This window comes from Nostoc sp. NOS(2021), from assembly GCF_017115025.1.
Taxonomy (GTDB): Bacteria; Cyanobacteriota; Cyanobacteriia; order Cyanobacteriales; family Nostocaceae; genus Nostoc.
The window spans coordinates 1-21,005 of sequence record NZ_JABXKM010000072.1 but is presented as its reverse complement, the minus strand read 5'-3'; the positions used below and the strand labels follow the sequence as shown (position 1 = coordinate 21,005).

Below are 21,005 nucleotides of genomic sequence, written 5' to 3'. Positions count from 1 at the left end.
TTTCAAGATTGTAAAGAAAGATGTGGGTAACGCATAGCCGCCTGCGGGGAGGGGATTAAGGGGTGGGGTGCAATGACTGTGGGAATCATAACTAATTATGCGGACATGATATAAATTATTCTCCAATCTGGTGGCGGTTCTGAATATCCAATCCCCGATTTAACTTTCTGTTTTCAGAATTTCCTTTAATTTATTCTCATAGAAAAATTCCTTTTCTCCCAAAGCTGGAACTAAATCAGTTAACCAGGTTGCTTTCTCGTCATAACGTGCAAAGAAAGGACGTTTACACCAATTGGGATCGCGTCCTTGCAAAAAAGAAAGTACAAATACTTTCTCGCCATAAATCTCAGTTACGCCATCCACTGCAACTTTACCTGGTAGTGCTGACATGACTGGCCCGCGAACAGTGCGAGCTAACCCAGACACTTTTTGTATTGCTGCTTGATAAATTTCCCAAGCTCGAATAATTGGCACTTCAAAATAATGTTTTGCTCCAGTATCTCGTTCCATAAACATATAGTAGGGAATGCAACCAAGGCGTACTTGTTCTTGCCACATCTGTATCCATACTTGCGAAGAATCATTAATGCCACGCATGAGTGGCCCTTGGGTGCGAATCTGTGCGCCTGTACTACGAATGCGTTGGAGCGCTGCTTGAGCAATTTCAGTTTTGATTTCTGTCGGATGATCGTAGTGTGCCATAATGGCCAGATGTTTGCCTGAATTAGTCACTTTCTCAAACAAACGTAAGACATCATCAGCATCTTCATCTGTAACAAAGCGATAAGGCCAGTAAGCCACCGATTTAGTACCAATCCGAATTGTCTGGATATGTTCAAAACCCGAATTTAGCAGTGGTTCAATATATAAAGACAGATGTTTAGCTTTCATGGTCATTGGATCTCCGCCAGTAATTAAAACATCTGTGACTTCCTGATGTTGGCGGAGATACTCTTGGAAAAGTCCTGATTCACGGGTAGCAAATTTCATTCCGTCCATCTTCACAAACTGGGGCCAACGGAAACAAAATGTGCAATATGCGTGACAAGTTTGACCTGCTGTCGGAAAAATCAAGACTGTTTCGGGATATTTATGTTGAATTCCTGGTACTTGTTTTCCATCTAAAGTCGGAATATTGTGTTCTGCTTGTCCGGCTGGATGGGGGTTGAGTTGCGATCGCACTGTATTTACTACCTGACGCAGGTCTTCTGGTGTAGAATTTTGCAGATGCCAAATAACCTTGTCTAGAGATTCAGGAGCCAACATTTCTTTTTGAGGAAAGGTGAGGCGAAAGATGGGATCATCAGGAATTTTATCCCAGTCAATCAGTTCTTCTACTACGTAATTATTGACACGGAACGGCAATACTTGGGCAACTGCTTTCATTGCCAAGCGGTCTGCTGTTGAAAGTTTTTGCAGTTGAGGAAGCCGATCTATATCTTTAATTTCATATAACTCAATTTTTTTAGGGTTAAGTTGCGACATTTAATTATGATTTTTTAATTTATATAAAAATACTGGAAGTATCTCAATACAGTTTGGTTAAAGCTTGATCCTCCCTAACCCTCCTTAAAAAGGAGGGAACTAAGCCCCCCTTTTTAAGGTGGGTTGGGGGGATCTTCCGAGGCCAAATATCACTAACCCAAGCGTATTGGTAAGTATCTGACAAATATAGTGACACGTTAGCAATAATAGGAGTCAGGTTGTTTTGAAAAATCATCTGACTGATATAATTTGGCATAATGGCAATCCTCACAATAAATTAATGATATTTAGCAATAAGAAACTAATACACATTTATAAAAATGCAATTCCAGAGCATGATAATTATTTTTAATTAACGGATTAATCTTCAATAGCACCCAATTCTTTAAGTGTATTTTTTTGTTCTTCCCCTAGACCAGAAATACCCTTGATATTCATTCCCTCATAGGGTCTTTTTGGCATGAGGGTTTTGATACACTCTCCAGTTGTGACATTCCATTGCTTAATAGCCCCATCCTGGGAACCGCTAAACAAAGTTCCATCTGCACCGAACGTAAGAGAACGAACCCAATTATTATGTCCTTGCAAAATAATCAGACGTTGACCTGTGTCAACATCCCAAATTTCTACAGTGTGATTAACACAAGCACAGCCAAGAATCTTGCCATCAGGACTAAAAGCAACAGAACGTATCCAATCATGATTGACTAAAATTTTGCAACATTCGCCAGTCTGAACATTCCACAGCCGTACTGTTTTGTCATCACCGCCACTAGCTAATAGCCCTCCAAATTGCCCTTGTGAAGGGAGAATCGGGCTAAAAGCAACAGACCATATTCGCATAGTATGTCCTTCCAAAACCCGAATACATTCCCCTGTATAAACATTCCACAGCCGCAGTGTTTTATCATCACTTCCACTAGCGAGGATTTCACCATCAGGACTAAAATTAACAGACTGCACCCAATTTGTATGCCCCTGTAATGTTTCAAAGCATTGGCCAGTCCGAACATTCCAGAGCTTGATGTTGCAGTCAACACTACCACTAGCCATAATTTGACCATCATGACTAAAAGCAATAGAACGGATGCGATCGCTATTTTGCAAAACTTTCACACACTGTCCACTCACAGTATCCCAAAAGCGGATAGTTTGGTCATCACCGCCGCTAGCTAATAGCCCCCCAGCTAGCGGACTAAAAGCAACAGACCAAAGGCGGCCAGCGTGTCCTTCCAAAGTGCTAATACATTGTTCAGTCTGAACATCCCACAGCCTGACGGTTTTATCATCATTGCTACTAGCAATTATCTTCCCATCTGGACTCAGGGCTAGATCGTGTACCCAATTGGTGTATCCCTGCAAGATTTGGATACATTGATAAGTCTCGATGTCCCAGAACCGAACGGTTTTGTCATAGCCACCACTAGCGAGTGTTTTACCATCAGGACTAAATGCAACAGACAGAATAGAATTACTGTGTCCTGACAAAGTTTTTAATAATTTCCCTGTTTGAATATCCCAGAGTTTCACAGTTTTGTCATCGCTACTACTGGCAATGATCCCTCCTCCTTGTGAACAGGGAATCGGACTCAAGGCTATAGAATGGATCAAATTGGTGTGTCCTGACAAAGTTTTTAATAACTCCCCGGTTTGAACATCCCAAAGTTTCACGGTTTTGTCGTCGCTACAACTGGCAAGTATTTCACCATCAGAACTAAAAACTACGGATTGTACTAATTTGGTATGTCCCTCAAGAGTTTTCAAACATTTACCTGTTTTTACATCCCAAAGCCTAACAGTTTGGTCAGCACTACCACTGGCTAGTATTTTTCCATCAGGACTAAAGGCAACAGAACGAACGAAGTTGTTATGTCCCTTGAAAATTTTCCAGCATCGTTGAGTACCCAGATCCCAGAGTCTAATTGTTTTATCGCTACTAGCACTGGCGACAATTTTGCCATCAGGACTGAAGGCAACAGACCGAACCCAGCTAGTATGTTCTTTAAAAGTCATGAGGAGTTCTTGGCTCTCAACATCCCAGAGTTTCACAGTATGGTCATCACTACAACTGACTAAAGTTTTAGCATCGGGACTAAAAGCAACAGTTCTTACCCAGTTAGCATGTGCCTTCCAATGAAATAGTTGCTCACCATAGGTAGCTTGCCAAAAGCTAATTCGACCATCAGCGTCACCTGTAGCGACAATTTCTCCATTTACAGGGTTAAATGCCACTGACAAAATACTATCGAATATTCCTGTAAATACAGACTTAGATAAGTCAGAGTTAGCAAAGTTGACATTATGCAAGTTCACGCTGATTAGGTATGCTTGCCATATCTTGAAATTTGAAAAATCATATCCACTTAAATCAATTTCCAGGTGACAAAGGAGGTTAATAATATTCCCACCAGCATAGCCAGATGTTAGAGGAGTATTTACTTGCAGCAATTTTATGATTTCTAATAGATGTTCTTTAATCCGAGCTTTATTACCAAATGTATTAATTAGCTTTTCAATAACTGGTTCTAAGATTAAACGAATTTGGGCATTTCTAACCTTTCCTTCTGTTTGCGCTTTGAGTAAGGCATGGCTCTTTAACAAGGAAATATTTTCTAGATTAATCTCAGAAACAATTTCTGCACAAACCTGGTTAACAAATTGACTAATGATATATTCCATCACTACAGCTTGGAGCATAAATTTCGCCAAACCCTTCTCGTTAAAGATTAGCGATCGCCGTCGCAATGATTCTAAAGCTTCAATTAATTCTGGTTGTGATGTCGTTGAAATAATATCTGCTTGTAATTCTACAAAAGAAGTAGGTTTGCAATTAATTCCTAACCAGTATAAAATTTCTTTTTCTAAATTTGATAGGCGATTAAATTGCTGTTCTAATAAATTGCGGATATCTCCAAATAGCACGGAAATATCATAACTAATAAACTCTGATATATTGCTACCAAAAACTTCTTGAATCGTATTACAAACTATTTTTAACGCTAAAGGATTACCTGCATACTGATTAATTAACTTGTTCCAGTCTTTCTCTGATCCCAAAAAATCACCTTTGCCCACAAATATGCTTTTTGCGGCGATGTTTTCTAGCCCACTTAGCTGCAAGGATTTAACTTTAAGATTGTTTCCTTCTAAGGTAATAATTTCTTTGGGACTTTCACGACTGGTTAAGACTAAACAGCTTTGATGAGGCACTTCCCCAACTTGTCGAAAAAATTCTCCATATTCTTCATATCCTTCTCGATATTGTCCGACATAATCACCTTCTAGTAGGACTGACTCTACATTATCTAGTACCAATAAACAGCGATGTTTCCGCAAATAGGCAATCAATTGCGAAATTCCTACTTCTTTAGGCTCATTCTTTTTAGAGAAAAACTCAATCAGGTCTGCAAAAATCTCCTTAACAGAGGGTGCATGACGTAGCGATCGCCAGATAACATACTCAAACTGTCCCTGAATTTTCTGTGCCAGTTTGATAGATAACGCTGTTTTGCCAATTCCCCCCATCCCAAATATTCCCACCAGTCGGGAACGGTCTTTATTTACCCATTGCTCTAAAACGTCTAACTCCGACTCACGCCCAAAGAAAACGGGGACATCAGGCGCTTCGCCAAAATCATAACAGGATGAGGCATTTACTACTGTTGATAACTGATATCTTTCCTGAAGGATACTCCTGATTACTTCTAATTTCCCAGGATTACTCCCAGCAATGTCAAACTTTTGGTAAACCGAACCAAGCCGCTTCCGCACTGCGGCTGCACTAATTTCGAGAGTGGTTGCAATAGATTCTGCCGTTTGGCCAGCTAAAGCTAGAAGTAAGGCACTTACCTCAGCCTCAGATACATTGTGTTCGGCTGTAACCGCTCTCAAGATACTTTCAGGAATTTCCGTCATGAAGTAAATTTCTCCAGCCAAAACTATTTATCGATATGTGAGGTAGATGTGAGATATATTTTTACTGCTTTATACCCAAATCTTCTCTTTTTATTCTTACTCCCCAACGCTAGTAGGGAAGGGGTTGGGGTTAGGTCTGTATGTATTGGACTCAACCACAAAACCGATAAATTTATCGGGTTTCCCAGTCTCTAGTCCCGCGCGTTGGCGTAGCCGTCGCGGACATCGCCTAGCATCTTACAGAAAAGTGAATTGACAAGACACTACTAAACTATACTCTAAATTATCAAGTTGTCAATTTCTATCTATCAACTCATTGACAAGATTAATAAAGTAAATGTAGAATCGATAACAAATTAGGTGTGAATCGCGAGGATAGCTGAAGTAACTAGCACTGAGGTACCCCACACTATGTCAACACCTGACATTTCAAATTCTGCTCAGGAATTATTTGACTTACTTGAGAAAGACATTCTTGCTTGTCACACTTGCAAGGATGGAATGATTGAAGTGACTATCCGCAAGATCGGAACCGAAGAGTTTGAACTGCGTGTCATCTCTTTCCGAGGTTCTTTTCGTTGCGTTCATGCGGATCTAAATAGGTATTTAGAGGAGTTACCGCCAGATACAACAGATACCCAAAGTCAGGTATCTATCTATCGCGATCGCTTTCGAGTGGGATTGAGGGAATTGTTAAAGAAAGGGTTTGGACTACTCAGCCTGGACTTTTCTAAATGCAAGAGGGGAAATACCGCGCCGATATTTGGCTGGATGGTATCTGAATTGTTGGATATTGACTGAGTTTGGTTGTTTTTGTTGATTATTCTAACCAATTACCAGCCACTAATTTCATCTCAAGATTTAGAGAAACAGTAGAAAATTGTTTTCGTTCTTGAGGTTAACAAGTGAATAATTTTCCAGCCCAAGAGAGTCTAGAAAAAGACTACAACAGGGTTGATATGGTGCTAATAAGCGTCACGTCAACCCTGTTGTTTTTTATTTATTTATCAGGAGAAAAATATGACTACGAATCGTCACAGCTTTTTATTTCGTTTGACTTCCCAGTTGATTAAATATTTTGCGTTGGGATTATTTGGTCTAGCGATCGCTTACGTTATGTCAGCTATTTTCGGAGGCTCACATATTGCGATGAATCTACTACCTTTTGTTTTTAATTGGGTTATTTTCCGGTGTGGACTTATTCTCCTTTGCTTAATATTGACGACAGTAATTTTTGAATCTGTTCGTTAAAATCTGACAAAGAATATTCGACTTTCACATTTTGCATCATTCTCAATTAACATCCTCGCTCACTCTAAATGAACAATCTTGCTGCTAGTGTGAAAGTCTGAATTCCTTTGCAAAGCTTTTTAGAGCCGTGAACAATTTCGTCTCTAAGTATCCCTAACTGTATTTAGGATGTGGTAGAAGATTTTACCAATCTAACACATTACCTTTTTGTCAAAAATCAGCTAAAAAATTATAATTTGGAGACGGAAGAATGACAAAAAAACATAGCAATTTTTCTGGTCAAGAACAGCTTCATCCTATATTAGTTATCTTAGTAGCAGGTTCGCTCTCTTTAGCAATTGTTGATCAGACCAATCGTCCTGCATACTTTGATATTGTGAAAATTGCAGTCGTTTATTTTTTTGGCACAACTAAGTCCCAAGGAAATATTAATAAGTCTAACAATCTAGATGATTCAGAAATCCCAGAAAATTCAAACAGTACAAAATGTAATGATAGTCACGACAAGCCTAAATGAAGAACTGAACTAGTTCAAGAAACGGAAAATAAAAGTAAAATCAAAAACCCGGTCATGAAGACCGGGCTTTTGAGCGGAAACAATGGGGCTATATTCCCCGAAGGTTAGTTATAGAGGTTCAGTATAATATCGATGCTCTGATCAGTAATACCACTCCGCTGTTATCGATTCCGGAAAATTAGCTAAGAATTTTTGAGTAGTCTTTCTTTGTCTCCCAAAATACAGCAAGGGACTGGCAACATCAGCGTGTAAGATTTAAAAATATTGATTTTCCGGCTTTTGCTGATGAATAATGCATTTGGTAGCTGGCAAGAATGGCTAACAGTATTCACCTATCTAGGTTTTACGGTCTTTATTATCTGGCGCGTGTTTACCGCCCAGAAGAATTAAAAAAGCTGCATATCATCTCACCAGGGTCTTTTTGCTCAAAGGGCAAAACAGTCCCACTTTCTTCAACTTTGACTCGTTCACGACAATTATAAACCTCGATGGGTCTTTTTACTCCATCCACACTAACGGCTGCCCTGTATTGCCAATCATTTTTAGCACTTCGGTTGATGCTGAGAATGCAAATCTGGTGGCGTAGGTGTAGCCCGTCGTAGACATCGTAATTGCGGCATACAGATGCAAAAGCCGGATGTACCACGGAGAAAGCCAGTATTAATAGTAACACAAATATTATGTATTTCATCCTGTTCATAAAAAATTGTTTAACATTACATGATTTGGAAATATAGCAGGGAACTCTTAACAGGGTTGAAAGTCTCTTGGTGTCAGTGTTTTCTGATTAGCTGATGTCAATGGCTACCTGGCAACTGCTATATTATTAAATTTTTAAACCCTTTGAGTTGAGTCAATTACTTTTCCCAGTTTCACAGACTAGCGATCGCAAATTCTAAGTACATAAAGCATGAGAGTAGTAGCAAAAAGCTCAAAATGCCATAAGTGCTATTTTTCGCTAAAGTTTACTAAACTAAGTTGAACCATGCCCAAACAACTCCTCAACTTTGAGGGTAAACATCTAGTGCGTCTGTTCATGTACCATACCCTAATACCAATTCGTAATATCCTGCGGGAAGACGTACTTTGTGCGTCTACATAATTGAGAAAGTCAGATTACATCTGGCTGGGTTTCCACCATTTGTATCTGTAGTCTTATTTTGGAGAATTGATATCACATATGTGCAAAAAAAGTCAGTCTTAAGGACGATAAAATTGCGACTAAAAACAAATTTCGAGCAATCTGGGATTGGACGCTGTTTTGCGGCAGTACTGCTTTTCGGTCAAGTGTGGCTACATTTTCTCCAAGGAAAAACGTACTACCGCAAGATTCTGCAACATCTGGTGACTGCTGGGCCAGTTTCTATCTCTCCAGTTCTCCTTGTCAGTGGTTTTGCCGGAATGATTTTTACTATTCAGACGGCGAGGGAATTAGTCCGATTTGGGGCTGTCAATGCTGTGGGAGGTGCTTTTGCCTTAGCTTTTTGTAGAGAATTGGCTCCAATTTTGACCGCTAGTATTATGGCGGGACAAGTAGGTTCTGCTTTTGCCGCAGAAATAGGTGCAATGCGGGTAACAGAGCAAATTGATGCACTTTATATGCTCAAAACTGATCCAATTGATTATCTAGTACTTCCGAGAGTAATTGCTTGTTGTTTGATGGTGCCTTTGATGACGATTTTGGCTTTAGTTACGGGCATCATCGGCGGAGTTTTTGCCGCATCACAGTTTTACCAAATTATTCCCGAAACATTTTTAGAATCAGTCAGAGATTTTTTAGAACCGTCAGATTTATTTATTATTTTGTTAAAAGGGTTTATTTTTGGAGTGCTGGTTGCTGTCATTGGCTGTAGTTGGGGGTTAACTACTAAGGGAGGAGCAAAGGAAGTAGGAGAATCTGCAACAAAAGCAGTTGTTACTAGTTGGGTGTCAATTTTTATCATGGATTTTTTCCTCTCTCTACTGCTGTTTGAACAGCCTGCATTTTGAACCCAAGTAAGTATTGAAGAACAAGATTTCCGACTTCTTAAAAAAGTCGGCAATCTCAGCCAAAAAGAAATCTTTTGGTAAGTAATATCGGTTCTGAAGCGTTGGCGCAGCCCACTGCAGGCATTGCTAGCATTTTTTGGGTATACTTCATCACGTTAGCTGAATTTGGGAATATATTAACTTGTAGATTAGCGCCCCCAAAGCTAAACCTCCCAATGAAAAGATAGACGCAGTTGAAAAGGCTAGCCCTTCCCGAAGACCCGCTCTTTGAAAGTCTATCCTGACTAATATAGTCGCTGAAATGATCAGTAAGGTATCAAGAAATATCTGAAACCAGGCAATCATGAGAAAAAATAAGAAAGCTGCTAAGACGGCAGCGCCGAAAGACCTGGTATTTGATTTAAGCAAAATACTGTAGTAATATGTCATCTTCGGCCAAGGAGCAGTCACCGTTACTATTAACAGCAAGATAGCAATCACAGTTGCCAGCCACACAAACAGAGGAGCATGTGTTTCAGATATTACCCAGCCCAAAGTACTGTAACTAAGCAGCACTAGCGCCAGAGACACCCAAGGAACTCTTTTCAAAATTGACATGGGTTGATATTCTTAGTACGGGGTCACACAATGAGAGGATTTTAGATTTTAGATTGAAAAGAGCAATCAAGTCACTAGCTCTGCCATTTAATTTTAGATTTTGCGGAAAGTCTGAGGATCGCCTGACGACGCTCAGAACTTTCCAAGACGGATTAAAGAATTGTTTTACGTAGCTTGCTTTTCGCAGAGCGAGTATAAATTCGCTTGATCGCAACCCTTTTTAAATTTTGGACTTCGGCGTGAGTGCTCAGTCGAAGGCTTTTGAATCTTCAATTCCATTATCCAAAATTTAAAATCTAAAATTCGGTCAAGGTATTATTCCATTACTGAATTTATAACTATTGACTAATAGCTAAACAATCATTTTCTGTCCACCAAGCGTAGATGGGCGTGTCGCGGTCTGGTAAACCGCCAAAAGTATTAGGTTGCAACACATTGACGCTAATGCCATTTGTTAATTCCACAACATAATTAACGTGTGTGCCTAAATACATAACATTCACAAGCCGTCCTTCAAAGCAGTTAGCTGGCAAATTGGGTGGATAAAGTGAAAGCTGTATTTTTTCTGGGCGGACACTCACTACCACCGCTTGTGATAATTCAGTTGGTGTATCTTCAGCGCGGCTAATGACAATTGACAGTCCCGTTTTTGTCGAAATTTGCACATTAGAGGAGTCTACCGCGACAATTTCACCACTGAATAAATTAGTATCGCCAATAAAATCAGCAACAAAAGATGTCAGGGGACGTTCGTAAATTTGGCTGGGAGTGCCAACTTGTTCAATTTTGCCTTGGTTCATCACGGCAATGCGATCGCTCAAACACAATGCTTCTTCTTGATCGTGTGTCACCATCACAAAGGTAACTCCCAAGCCTTTGTGTAAATTTGATAACTCAACCTGCATTTCCTTACGCAGTTTTAAATCTAACGCTCCTAAAGGTTCATCCAGTAGTACGACGGTGGGACGGTTGACTAAAGCCCTTGCTAAGGCAACTCGCTGCTGTTGACCACCAGAAAGTTGATTGGGAAAGCGCGATCGCAAACTTTCCATTTTCACGAGTTTTAAAGCTTCTTGGACTCTAGCTTCAATTTCCGATTTAGGTATTTTTTTTAACCTCAGTCCAAAGGCGATGTTATCCCAGACATTCAGGTGGTTAAATAGAGCGTAACTTTGAAATACAGTATTGACGGGTCGGCGGTAAGGCGGCACATTAGTCATAGACTGACCCTGAATCAACACCTTGCCAGCGTCAGCGATTTCAAACCCAGCAATTAAGCGCAGTGTTGTTGTTTTACCACAACCGGAGGGGCCTAAAATACTAAAAAATTCTCCTTGTCTGACATCCAAATCGATTCCATGTACTGCTGGTTCTTGGTTAAAAAACTTGAAGACGTTACGCAGTTCAACATCAAGTGGCTGAAAAGTTGTTATCCCCCTCTGATTCTGCATGACAATTTGAGCCATAATCCTCAGTAGAATGCCGTGATCTTACGTTAGTTTGTCAATTGATGTAGTCTATTGGGCAGACTAGATTTGACACTTTGGTTTATTGTATCCGCCAAAAACAATTGTTCAAGAATATACTCGCCCGATTCCTTTATACCCATTACCGAGGATGATCTGACGATAAATGTATATACTTATGCTGCTACTTAGATATTCTTTGATTAACCTAACATGCATTAAAATTACATCTTAGCAATAGTTAAAAGGCTAGCTAGGATTGCGTTTATTCATTTTGAATTTAGAATTTTGAATTGTTTATGTTCCCATCACTTGGCAGCAAAAAAGATACACGTACAGTTGGACGTAGTTTCCAATCAATATTTTTAATCGTATTTACCCTATTAATGACCGTTGGTATTGAGGCTCGTTTGGCATATTTGCAAATTGTTGAAGGGCCAAAACTCCGGGAACGAGCCGAAGCGAACCGAATTCGGATGATTCTTAAACAACCGGAACGGGGCAATATTTTTGACCGAAATGGCAAACTTTTAGCCAGTACTCGCTATCCTAGCTCTGTATATTTGTGGCCGATGGCACATACAAAGCCTTCCTGGTCTGTAGTCGGCCCGCGTCTAGCGCAAATTCTCAACATTCCGCAAGATGAGATGGAAAAGAAATTAGAACAAGCAGGTGCTAATTCTTCTTCACTCATCCGGGTTGCTCGTGATCTAAATGAAGCAGAAATCACGGCATTAAAGGAGTATAAAAATGAACTGCCGGAAGTGGAAATAAATACAGATTCTGTGCGTTATTATCCCCACGGCAAGGAATTGGCACATGTACTAGGTTATACGCGGGAGTTGACCGCCGACCAGTTAAATGACAAGAAACAGTTAGGCTACCGACTAGGAGATGTAATCGGTCAGATGGGGGTGGAAAAGGCTTATGAGAAAACTCTGCGGGGCGAATGGGGTGGTCAGCAGGTGGAAGTAGATGGTGCGGGTAGACCAATCCGGGTTTTGGGAGAGAAACAGGCAAAAGCTGGTAACGATTTGCACCTGACCATAGATTTAGATGTGCAACAGGCAGCAGAAAAAGCTTTGGGAAATCACCGAGGTGCGATCGCTGCAATTGATCCAAAGAATGGTGCTGTTTTAGCAATGGTATCTTACCCCACCTTTGACCCAAATATTTTTTCTAAACAAAAACTCTCTCAGAAAGATTGGGAAAGCGTGCAAGGTAAAGAGCATCCCTTGATCAATCGTACCCTGAGCGCCTTTCCACCCGCCAGTACCTTCAAAATTGTCACTACAACAGCTGGACTGGAATCAGGTCAATTCTCCCCAGACTCAGTATTACAGACCTTTGGTTCCCTGACTGTTGGGGGGGTGACTTTTGGTGAGTGGAACCACGCCGGATTCGGGACATTGGGATTTCCCAGAGCCATCGCTATGAGTAGTGATACTTTCTTCTATCAAGTTGGCAGAAAAGTTGGTGGCCCAACTTTAATCGAATGGAGTCGCAAATACGGATTTGGTCAAAAAACTGGTATTGAATTTGCCAACGAAGAATCAAGAGGTTTGGTTCCAGATGAAACATGGAAGCAGAGAGTTTTGAAGACGCCTTGGACTGTCGGCGACACCATTAATATGTCAATTGGTCAAGGCGCTTTGCAAGTGACACCCCTGCAATCGGCGATTATGTTTTCTGTCCCTGCTAATGGTGGCTATCGAGTTCAACCGCATTTACTCAAAGACAACGAAGAAGCAAAAAGTTGGCGCTCATCCTTAAATATGAAGCCGGAAACTATCAAAGTTCTCCGTGAGGGACTGCGGAAGGTCGTGAGTGAGGGTACAGGTAAAAGTTTGAACGTACCGACAATTCCCCCAGCGTCTGGAAAGAGTGGCACTGCTGAAGCTGGTGGTGGTCGTCCAAATCATACTTGGTTTGGTGGTTATGCCCCCAGTAATAAGCCGGAAATTGTGGTTGTGGCCTTTGGTGAAAATACTGGCGAGCATGGCGGTACTATTTGTGGCCCGATGGTTTTACAAGTGTTGGAAGCTTATTTTCAGCACAAGTATCCAGGTAAGTATCAAAAACCTCAGCCTGACCCATCAGAAGCTAAAACCCCCAATTCAGGACATGTGACTGGAGACTAGGAGAAGGAAGGATTAAAAATCAATACGGTTCAGTTAAGGCTTAACTCTTTGTCAAAGTCAATTTTTTTAACGAACCGCGTTCGCGCAGCGTCTCGTTAGAGAAGGACGCGTTCGCGTAGCGTCTCGTAGAGAAGGACGCAAAGGAAGAGAAGAAAGAGAAGGAAGAAATGCTTAACTGAACTGTATTGGATTAAAAATACATTTTGAATTTAGAATTATTTTGTCTCGCCCTCGCCAAACAAAAATGAGGTAAATCGTGATTGACGACTATATTCGAGCCACAATGACTAAAAACCAGATTCCTGGACTTTCTGTTGCAGTGGTGCAGGAAGGCATACCTGTTTTAGTTAAGGGCTATGGACTGGCGAATATTGAACACTCCGTTCCAGCTACTGAACATACAGTTTATGAAATTGCGTCTGTCGGTAAAACTTTCACCGCTACAGTCACAATGATGCTGGTGGAGCAAGGGATAATTTCGCTAGAAGATGCGATCGCAGATTATCTCGATCATCTACCCATAACGTGGCAAAATGTCACAATCGAGCATATTCTGTCTCATCAGTCTGGAATTCCCAGCTATACCGATGCCCCAAACTACTGGGAAATTACCCATCTTGATTTATCTAAATCTGAAATTTTAGCTCTAGCTACTCACCTACCCCTCAAGTTCCAACCGGGCGAATTTAGCGCCTATGACAACACAGGCTACTATCTATTGGGTTTGATCCTAGAAAAGGTAACTGGACAATCTTATGGAGATTTGTTGCAAGATCGCATTTTTGCTCCTTTGGGAATGAATGCAACTGTGATGAATAATCCCCGTGACATTGTGCCACACCGGGCTGCTGGCTATCGGTTGCCAAACAGCAAGCTTGTTAACAAACCTTACTACAGTCCCTCAGTCACCTATTCTGCTGGAGGTCAACTTTCCAGTGTAGAAGATATGGTGAAGTGGGAACAGGGGCTTTGTGGTGCAACTCTGCTAAAGCAATCAACCCTTGATAAAATGTGGACTCCTCATTTTTCAAATCAGGGTGATGATTGGGAAAAGTTGAGATATGTTGCAGGTTTAGGTTGGTGGGTATTTAATTATGGCGATCGCCGAGTAGTTGGTCATAATGGTTCGATATTAGGATTCGCAAGTAACATTACCCGCTTTATTGATGACAAAATTACCGTGATTTTACTTTGCAATCTAGATAAAATTTCCCGACCAGATGCGATCGCTAAAAAAATTGCTGAATACTACTGTCCAGTCCTTACGGAACTAGTGCTTCAGCCTCCATTAGGGGAGAGGGGGTAAAACTAATGACTCCTGACAAGAGGCTTATTCATTCATCTCCTATTAAACTTCCTGCAACTTCTGTGTACCTTGAATTTCAGGTAATGGTTCCAAGGAAGTAGTTACAGGAGAATAATGGCAGTAGCAAATAACTATTGCTTCAAAATCGCTTATCGGCAGTTCTGAGGAATACTCTTCAACCCTCGTTACTTCCCAATCCCCTACTCTACTGTGAGTACTAGCACCTGGAAACCGAGAATCAGCGAACTGTTCAATTTTGTGATATTCTCTTAACCTGTAACCGGGTGTAGGCAAGGCGCGTGAGGAAGAGTCAAAATGTTCAGCAAGGATGTCGGTAAGCGCTCCGGTGTGAGTAAGTGACCTTTTTTGGGCGTCATGTTCCTCAGTCATCTCGGCACGGAAAATGATGTATTTTCGTCCCATCGGTTAATCCTCCATATAGTTTGGGAATTCGGTTTCGCCCTCAAATACACAGTTGTATTTCAGAATTTTGTCTCCAGTTGGTTCTATCCGTAGTAGTTTCCACCCATACTTTACTTCTATCTCGTAGCATTGCCGACGTTCAGTAGCTGCGTGTCGAGAGATTTCTTCTGGAGTTGCACCCTCATTGTCTGGCTTGCTACCCTTGGTCATGCTGCACCCTTGTCGTCAGTTTTGCTGGAGGGTTCATTTTGTCTCAAAAATTCATCGATAAAATCAACCAGAATCTCATTCATACTCTTTCTGTGTAAAGCGCTGTTATTGAGGGATCTTAGCGGGTTTCAAATTTCTGGCTTTGTAGAACATTTCCAAACTATCGCGATCGCCGACAAAACGCCAGTGCCAAGGCTCATAACTCACACCTTGAACATTATCTTTAGGAAATGACATTTCAAAGCTGAAACGCGCTGCATTTGCTTGCATCCACCGATAAGCCTTGGTATTGTCAAAGTTCGTTTGGAGATTTGTTGCTGGTACTGCTCCGTCTCCAATATCCACAGCATAACCTGTGTGATGTTCGCTATGACCAGGAGGAGCGCTGAGGGCAGCTCGTTCTGCTGGCGTTTGATTTCGTTGGGCACCGACAGCAAAAAACAACTGCTCCTGGTCTTTGATTGAGCGAAAGCCAGAAATTGGTACTAAAATTACACCTGCACTCCGCGCTGCTGTTACCATCTCCTCAAACTTTTGGGCAGCAGCTTTTCGCATTCTAATGCCCCTATTTGGGGAGATGGTTACTAGTTCTGACTCCGGGGCTTCTGGGTATGCCAGATGCCCTAACACAGTATCGACATTACCAGATTCTGTAGTCGGTGTAGGTGTAGAACTAGTGACCGAGGGTTGAGAATCGGCGGTTTTTTTGGGTGCAGTGACGAAAAACAAAAAACCGCTAATTAAAGCCAGCAGCACAAATAGTGCAACTCCGCCAATCAGCACAATTTGAGTTTGCAACCAAATTTTAGGTGTTGCATCAGGGGTATCGCGTACAGCCACTGGAATATCATCACCAAGGTCATTCGATGAGTTTTGCGGTCTTCCAGAAAACCCAGCCTTATTCAAGGGTAAACTCCTGTTTTTGTGGGATAGCCATAACAGATTTTGCACTGGACAAAAGTAGACGTAACAGGTAGCATTTTACATCTGTGGTTTTTAGGCGCAATCTTGATAAACCTTTTAGAACTATACGTCAAGCTGGGAGGATTAGTCCTGGTAGGTTTTATTCTGGGACGCAAACTACCTGTGACAGTTCCTACACATTTAGGACAGTTTCTTTTTTGGGTGGGAGTACCCATCAGCATAGTATCGTTTTTGCGCCAATCCAGCTTATCGGGGCAAATTTGGATTGCACCTGCGATCGCTTACCTAGCCATTTTACTAGGAGGATTTTTAGCTTGGCTAGGAATTAAAGGACAAGCCTATTTTAAAAATACCGTCCCCCAACCACCAACTCAGGCTAGCTTGATATTAGCCGCAATGTTGGGTAACACAGGTTATCTTGGCTTTCCCATTACCTTAGCAATGGTAGGCAAGGAATACTTTGCTTGGGCGCTATTTTACGATTTGTTAGGTTCATTCCCAGGAACTTATGGCTTGGGTGTCTTACTAGCAGCGCGTTTTGGCGGTGGTATCCATAATTATTGGCAGACTGCTAGGGCGATCTTAATTAATCCTGCGCTGTGGGGTTTCGGATTTGGCTTACTGTTTCGACAAGCGACAATTCCCACAGTCGCGGAATTCTGGTTAGAGAAATTTGCTTGGAGTGTTGTAGCTTTATCTTTGATGTTAATTGGGATGCGACTGGCGCTGCTCAAATCTTGGCGTAGCCTACCACAAGTAGGGATGAGCTTGGGAATCAAAATGCTGCTAGTTCCCTTGATATTGGGCAGTATCTTACCACTGTTTGGATTAACTGGGGCGATCGCAAAAGTCATTATCCTACAAATGGCTATGCCTCCAGCTTTCGCCACACTGGTAATTGCTGAGACATTCAATCTCGATCGCGATCTAGCAGTTACTGCCTTAGCTGCTGGGGCTATAGTATTGCTGGTTACTCTCCCAGTTTGGCTGTGGCTGTTTTAGAACAATGCCATCATTGGTACAATACCTAACGCTCCTAAATTTAACGTGAGTTCGACAAGTCTTATTTGACCTCTCCCCCAGCCCTTACTTTCAGTCATCCTCTACCTAGTTATATCTGGCTAAAATGCTGTAAGAAGCGATCTGCTTTGTTATAGTTGCCAGTCTAATAATGCCATTTACAGATAAACGTCCTCTCAGTTGGTTGTTACAACAGTTTCAACTCCAGCCAGGTAAGCCCGCTATTTTCTCTGGATTGCGTAGCCTTTTTATACTGGGTGTCCCAATTGGAGTTGGAATGATTACAGGTCATGCTGCTGAAAGTGCGATCGCCACTATGGCAGCTTGGTTCGTTGGGATGGTAAATGTTGACGGAGCCTACCGTCAGAGAGCGACTGCGATGATCGCAGCTACGATTGGGGTAACTGTGATGTTCTTGATCGCGAGTCTGGTTAGCAGTCATCTCTGGTTAGCTGTCCCGACGACATTCTTGGTGATATTTATAGCAGGTTTAGCAAGTCTCTATGGCAACGTGGCTGCATCTGTCAGCTTGGTTACTTCGATTATGTTTGTGATCTCGCTGGCTAAATTCGCTTCATTTTCCAATTTGTCTACTCTTATTCAACACTGTGCGCTATGTCTGGCTGGTGGAACATGGACAACTGTGTTGTTATTAGGAGTGTGGGTGGTGCGTCCTGACATACCTGCAATGCAGACAGTCGCTAACTGTTATCTCTCATTGAGCAAATTTGTAGACTTGGCAAGCTCAAGAGGATTAAATCCACAGGATCGTCAAGAGTGGGTACAGCGATTTTTGCAAGCTCAGGATACCGTCATTCAGAACTTGACATCTGCCCGTAGCGTCTGGACAACTATCTGGACTAGGCAAAAAGGAGCTAACCTGCGGGGAAATCACTTACTAGTGTTAATCGAGGATGCAAATCAAATTGTCAATTCTGTTGTAGCACTGAGCGAACTGTTAGCGATCGCATCCGAACATCAACTATTTTCTCGGTTACAGAGAGAAATTCAGCAAGTGATCGAACAGTTGGCAATTGCTCTACAAATGTTATCAGAAGCGATCGCCAAAGGAAAAAACTCAGTTCACCTGGGGGATCTGGATCGGACAGTTGAAGCACTGGAACACCAACGGCAAGTTCTGCGTTCTCAAGTCCTGAATCAAACAATAAATGCTCAGACAGATGAATATTCCGATCTACTCAACCTTGGGAAGATTACAGCTAGTCTGACAAAGTTGGCACAGCAAATTCATACTGATGCAGATATTGTTACAGATTTAATCCAGGGAAAACCGCGCAGCATTGCCCAGCGAAATATTTCTCCCCCAGCCCAACCAGAGCGTTCTGCAATTATTGATACGCTGCGAAATAACTTCACTTTTGATTCAGTCCTATTTCGTCACGCCTTGCGCCTAGCACTGATCACAACTTTTGCTGAATTACTTGCCTCAGTATTGCAACTACCTAGAGGTTACTGGATAACGCTAACAGCTCTAGTTGCACTTAAACCCAACTTTGGTGGAACATCCGAGACAACAGTCCAAAGAGTCATCGGCACTATTTTGGGTGGAATTATTGGTATTGCTCTGGTTTTACTAGTTAAGAATCCATTGGCGATCGCAGTCTGTTTCCTGCTGCTGGTGTTTGTTGCGATGTCGGTGCGATCGTTAAGCTACAGCATATTCATTATACTGCTCACTCCCGCCATCATCTTGCTACTCAACATTATTAGTGCAGGTGGCTGGAAGGTTGGAGTATTGCGTATCTTCGATAGTTTCGCTGGGGGTGTCTTAGCACTGCTTGGCAGCTATTTGCTGTTCCCTCGTTGGGAACGACAGCAACTTCCTGCACAACTGGAAAAGACAATTAGAGCCAATCTTGCCTACTTTCAGCAAGTAGTAGCTAACTATCTCCATCCAGAAGATAATGCCTTTGCTGATTCTATCAATATGCTACGTCATCAAGCAGCACTAGAGAATGCCAACGCTAACGCCGCCGCTCAACGATTGTTCAGCGAACCTCGTCACATTCAGGGAGAAATCGAACCTGTAATGACACTGATGGCATACATTCGGGGCTTTTTCAGTTCAGTTACAACTTTGGCAGAACATCTACCGGAATTTAGCGGCGAGTACCAATTTACTGAACTCAAGCGGCTTACCGATACCATTGTCCAAGTTTTGGAAAACTTAGCAGATGCCCTTGGCCAGGGACAGCCACCCCAACCATTACCAGCCCTGGATAGCTATCTCGAAGTAATTCATGACCAAATTGAACAGCTACATACTGCCCGTTTATCAGAGATTGCCACAAATTCCAACACTTTAACTCCCATATTACAAGCCGTTCGAGAACAAACTCCCCTATCCACAGAACTGGATCGAATTGTTAATGAAATTAAAGTTATGCACTGTGTAATTGCCCGTCTGCAAGAATAATTTGATTTCCTGCCGTTAGCGACGTAGGAACTTCACCCATAAGGGCGCAAGCCTGCTGTCTAACGCCGAGTCTGTAAATGTAGAATCCCCTGGCTTTCCGAACAAATGAGCGTAGAGAAATTTGTTCAACCAGGGGAGTGTAAATTCCTAACCTTTGATAATTTAATGCATTTGAGCAATAAGCATGTGGAATTATAACAGGTGCTTATCCATTTCTTCATCGTTCTTGACCCATTCTGTCCTTAATCTGGATCAAAATCGTGGGTGTCGAGTGGTTTTGTTTGAAATCTAGTCAACAAGCTGAAACCATCTTATTTCAGATATGCCAAAGTCCGGTGTCCAATTATTCCGTCTGCTCTTAATCCTTTAGACTTCTGAAATTTGATCACTGCTGAACGTGTCTTGTTATCAAAGACACCATTCACATTCGCTGTATAGAATCCTTGCTGCTTTAAAGAATTCTGAGCAGTTTTGACTGCCTCTCCTCTACTACCTACTCTCAGTACGTTACTATGGTTTGCCGTACTATTAGACCTATGCACAGCATTAGACCTGTGCACAGCATTAGGATTTTTCATGGTGTTGCCTTGCGGAGCATTTTGAGCAACGTAGGAAGCAGTCGTATTGTGGTTTTTATTATTGGTTAAAGAGTAAGCAGGCACAGCAGTAGCTAAAGTCAAGGCAGGGAGCAAAGCAAGCACTTTCCAATTCATCTTTTTGTTCCTTCTAACTATGAGAATTCTGACAACTTGGATTAGAAGAATCATCCTAATAAGGGTTAGTGGCTTATAGTGATTCTTCTCGGTAGACTCTGGTGTGTGGGTTTAATATAGACTGAGCCTATTTTTTAACCCAGAGCTTTAGCATCACACGTTATATTGACAGAGCTATGGCAATATTGTGACGAAAGCATGACTAATTTATTTAGAATTGTGTCACACAAGCAAATTGTAGCAGAAGGATTTTGGCACAAGAACGTGCGATCGCCGTTTGGAGTAAAAACTATACTCGACAAATTAAGCTAGAACTTATGATGGGGCTACCAGTGCGCTCGATAAAAGAACCCAGGCGATAGAACCGTGAAAGTTTAGATAACTACTTAAAACTTACCAGAATAGCGATCGCTCACCGACTTATTAACATCTGTAACGCTCACCGCATTTATGTACTCCAAGGAGGTCGGGTTGTACAACAAGGAACTTTTGTTTTGAGGAACTAGCTGCTATTGAAGGTCTGTTTGCCCAGTTAATGGCTAGGCAAATGGCGTAATTATATCATGTCCGCTTGATTACTTATTAAACCCGAAGAACCCCACCCCGCCAAA

General features: G+C 41.8%; 17 protein-coding genes and 1 pseudogene. 9 read left to right on the top strand and 9 right to left on the bottom strand.

Features of this window, described 5'->3' with window-relative positions; genetic code table 11:
• Nucleotides 1–159: 159 nt before the first annotated feature.
• Complete coding sequence (locus HWQ41_RS08730; RefSeq protein ID WP_292761564.1) at nt 160–1,485, bottom strand: hypothetical protein; 1,326 nt, start codon at nt 1,483–1,485, stop codon at nt 160–162.
• A 360-nt stretch (nt 1,486–1,845) separates the two neighbouring features.
• The gene (locus tag HWQ41_RS08725; RefSeq protein ID WP_292761562.1) at nt 1,846–5,400 is read right to left on the bottom strand and encodes an NB-ARC domain-containing protein; all 3,555 of its coding nucleotides are present in this window, start codon (nt 5,398–5,400) and stop codon (nt 1,846–1,848) included.
• A gap of 411 nt (nt 5,401–5,811) precedes the next feature.
• Here HWQ41_RS08725 and HWQ41_RS08720 point away from each other — a divergent pair, with 411 nt between their 5' ends.
• The 3 genes from HWQ41_RS08720 (at nt 5,812) to HWQ41_RS08710 (ending at nt 7,168) form a co-directional block, all read left to right on the top strand.
• A complete protein-coding gene (locus HWQ41_RS08720; protein ID WP_292761561.1) occupies nt 5,812–6,201 on the top strand; it encodes a hypothetical protein in 390 nt (129 codons plus the stop codon).
• 219 nt (nt 6,202–6,420) lie between these two features.
• Nucleotides 6,421–6,651: a hypothetical protein gene (locus HWQ41_RS08715; RefSeq protein WP_292761559.1), complete on the top strand. Its 231-nt coding sequence runs from the start codon at nt 6,421–6,423 to the stop codon at nt 6,649–6,651.
• A gap of 250 nt (nt 6,652–6,901) precedes the next feature.
• Nucleotides 6,902–7,168, top strand: a complete 267-nt coding sequence (locus HWQ41_RS08710; RefSeq protein WP_292761558.1) for a hypothetical protein — start codon at nt 6,902–6,904, stop codon at nt 7,166–7,168.
• 370 nt (nt 7,169–7,538) lie between these two features.
• Here the strand turns inward: HWQ41_RS08710 and HWQ41_RS08705 are convergent, their stop codons facing one another.
• The gene (locus HWQ41_RS08705) at nt 7,539–7,859 is read right to left on the bottom strand and encodes a hypothetical protein (protein ID WP_292761557.1); all 321 of its coding nucleotides are present in this window, start codon (nt 7,857–7,859) and stop codon (nt 7,539–7,541) included.
• Nucleotides 7,860–8,383: 524 nt separating this feature from the next.
• Between HWQ41_RS08705 and HWQ41_RS08700 the strand changes: the two genes are divergently transcribed.
• On the top strand, nt 8,384–9,157 hold the full coding sequence (locus HWQ41_RS08700) for an MlaE family lipid ABC transporter permease subunit (RefSeq protein ID WP_292761555.1): 774 nt from the start codon (nt 8,384–8,386) through the stop codon (nt 9,155–9,157).
• 150 nt (nt 9,158–9,307) lie between these two features.
• On the opposite strand, the gene HWQ41_RS08695 is transcribed toward HWQ41_RS08700, so the two are convergent.
• Nucleotides 9,308–9,754: a hypothetical protein gene (locus HWQ41_RS08695; protein ID WP_292761553.1), complete on the bottom strand. Its 447-nt coding sequence runs from the start codon at nt 9,752–9,754 to the stop codon at nt 9,308–9,310.
• Nucleotides 9,755–10,092: 338 nt separating this feature from the next.
• Nucleotides 10,093–11,220, bottom strand: a complete 1,128-nt coding sequence (locus tag HWQ41_RS08690) for an ABC transporter ATP-binding protein (protein WP_292761550.1) — start codon at nt 11,218–11,220, stop codon at nt 10,093–10,095.
• A gap of 299 nt (nt 11,221–11,519) precedes the next feature.
• Between HWQ41_RS08690 and mrdA the strand changes: the two genes are divergently transcribed.
• Nucleotides 11,520–13,361: a penicillin-binding protein 2 gene (gene mrdA / locus HWQ41_RS08685; protein WP_292761547.1), complete on the top strand. Its 1,842-nt coding sequence runs from the start codon at nt 11,520–11,522 to the stop codon at nt 13,359–13,361.
• Nucleotides 13,362–13,617: 256 nt separating this feature from the next.
• Nucleotides 13,618–14,667: a serine hydrolase gene (locus tag HWQ41_RS08680; RefSeq protein ID WP_292761545.1), complete on the top strand. Its 1,050-nt coding sequence runs from the start codon at nt 13,618–13,620 to the stop codon at nt 14,665–14,667.
• A 42-nt stretch (nt 14,668–14,709) separates the two neighbouring features.
• On the opposite strand, the gene HWQ41_RS08675 is transcribed toward HWQ41_RS08680, so the two are convergent.
• The 3 genes from HWQ41_RS08675 to HWQ41_RS08665 all read right to left on the bottom strand — a co-directional run bounded on the left by HWQ41_RS08675 (nt 14,710) and on the right by HWQ41_RS08665 (nt 16,206).
• Complete coding sequence (locus HWQ41_RS08675; protein ID WP_292761543.1) at nt 14,710–15,090, bottom strand: hypothetical protein; 381 nt, start codon at nt 15,088–15,090, stop codon at nt 14,710–14,712.
• Between the two features lie 3 nt (nt 15,091–15,093).
• Nucleotides 15,094–15,300, bottom strand: coding sequence for a hypothetical protein (locus tag HWQ41_RS08670; protein ID WP_292761540.1), 207 nt, complete (start codon nt 15,298–15,300; stop codon nt 15,094–15,096).
• A 105-nt stretch (nt 15,301–15,405) separates the two neighbouring features.
• Nucleotides 15,406–16,206, bottom strand: coding sequence for a M15 family metallopeptidase (locus tag HWQ41_RS08665; protein ID WP_292761538.1), 801 nt, complete (start codon nt 16,204–16,206; stop codon nt 15,406–15,408).
• A 102-nt stretch (nt 16,207–16,308) separates the two neighbouring features.
• Between HWQ41_RS08665 and HWQ41_RS08660 the strand changes: the two genes are divergently transcribed.
• Both HWQ41_RS08660 and HWQ41_RS08655 read left to right on the top strand, forming a co-directional pair.
• Nucleotides 16,309–17,226, top strand: a complete 918-nt coding sequence (locus HWQ41_RS08660) for an AEC family transporter (RefSeq protein WP_292761566.1) — start codon at nt 16,309–16,311, stop codon at nt 17,224–17,226.
• 169 nt (nt 17,227–17,395) lie between these two features.
• A complete protein-coding gene (locus tag HWQ41_RS08655; RefSeq protein WP_292761535.1) occupies nt 17,396–19,681 on the top strand; it encodes an FUSC family membrane protein in 2,286 nt (761 codons plus the stop codon).
• A 311-nt stretch (nt 19,682–19,992) separates the two neighbouring features.
• Here the strand turns inward: HWQ41_RS08655 and HWQ41_RS08650 are convergent, their stop codons facing one another.
• On the bottom strand, nt 19,993–20,394 hold the full coding sequence (locus HWQ41_RS08650) for a peptidoglycan-binding domain-containing protein (protein WP_292761533.1): 402 nt from the start codon (nt 20,392–20,394) through the stop codon (nt 19,993–19,995).
• 316 nt (nt 20,395–20,710) lie between these two features.
• Between HWQ41_RS08650 and HWQ41_RS08645 the strand changes: the two are divergent.
• A pseudogene (locus HWQ41_RS08645) lies at nt 20,711–20,950 on the top strand (iron ABC transporter permease); the annotation flags it as partial.
• Nucleotides 20,951–21,005: the final 55 nt, after the last annotated feature.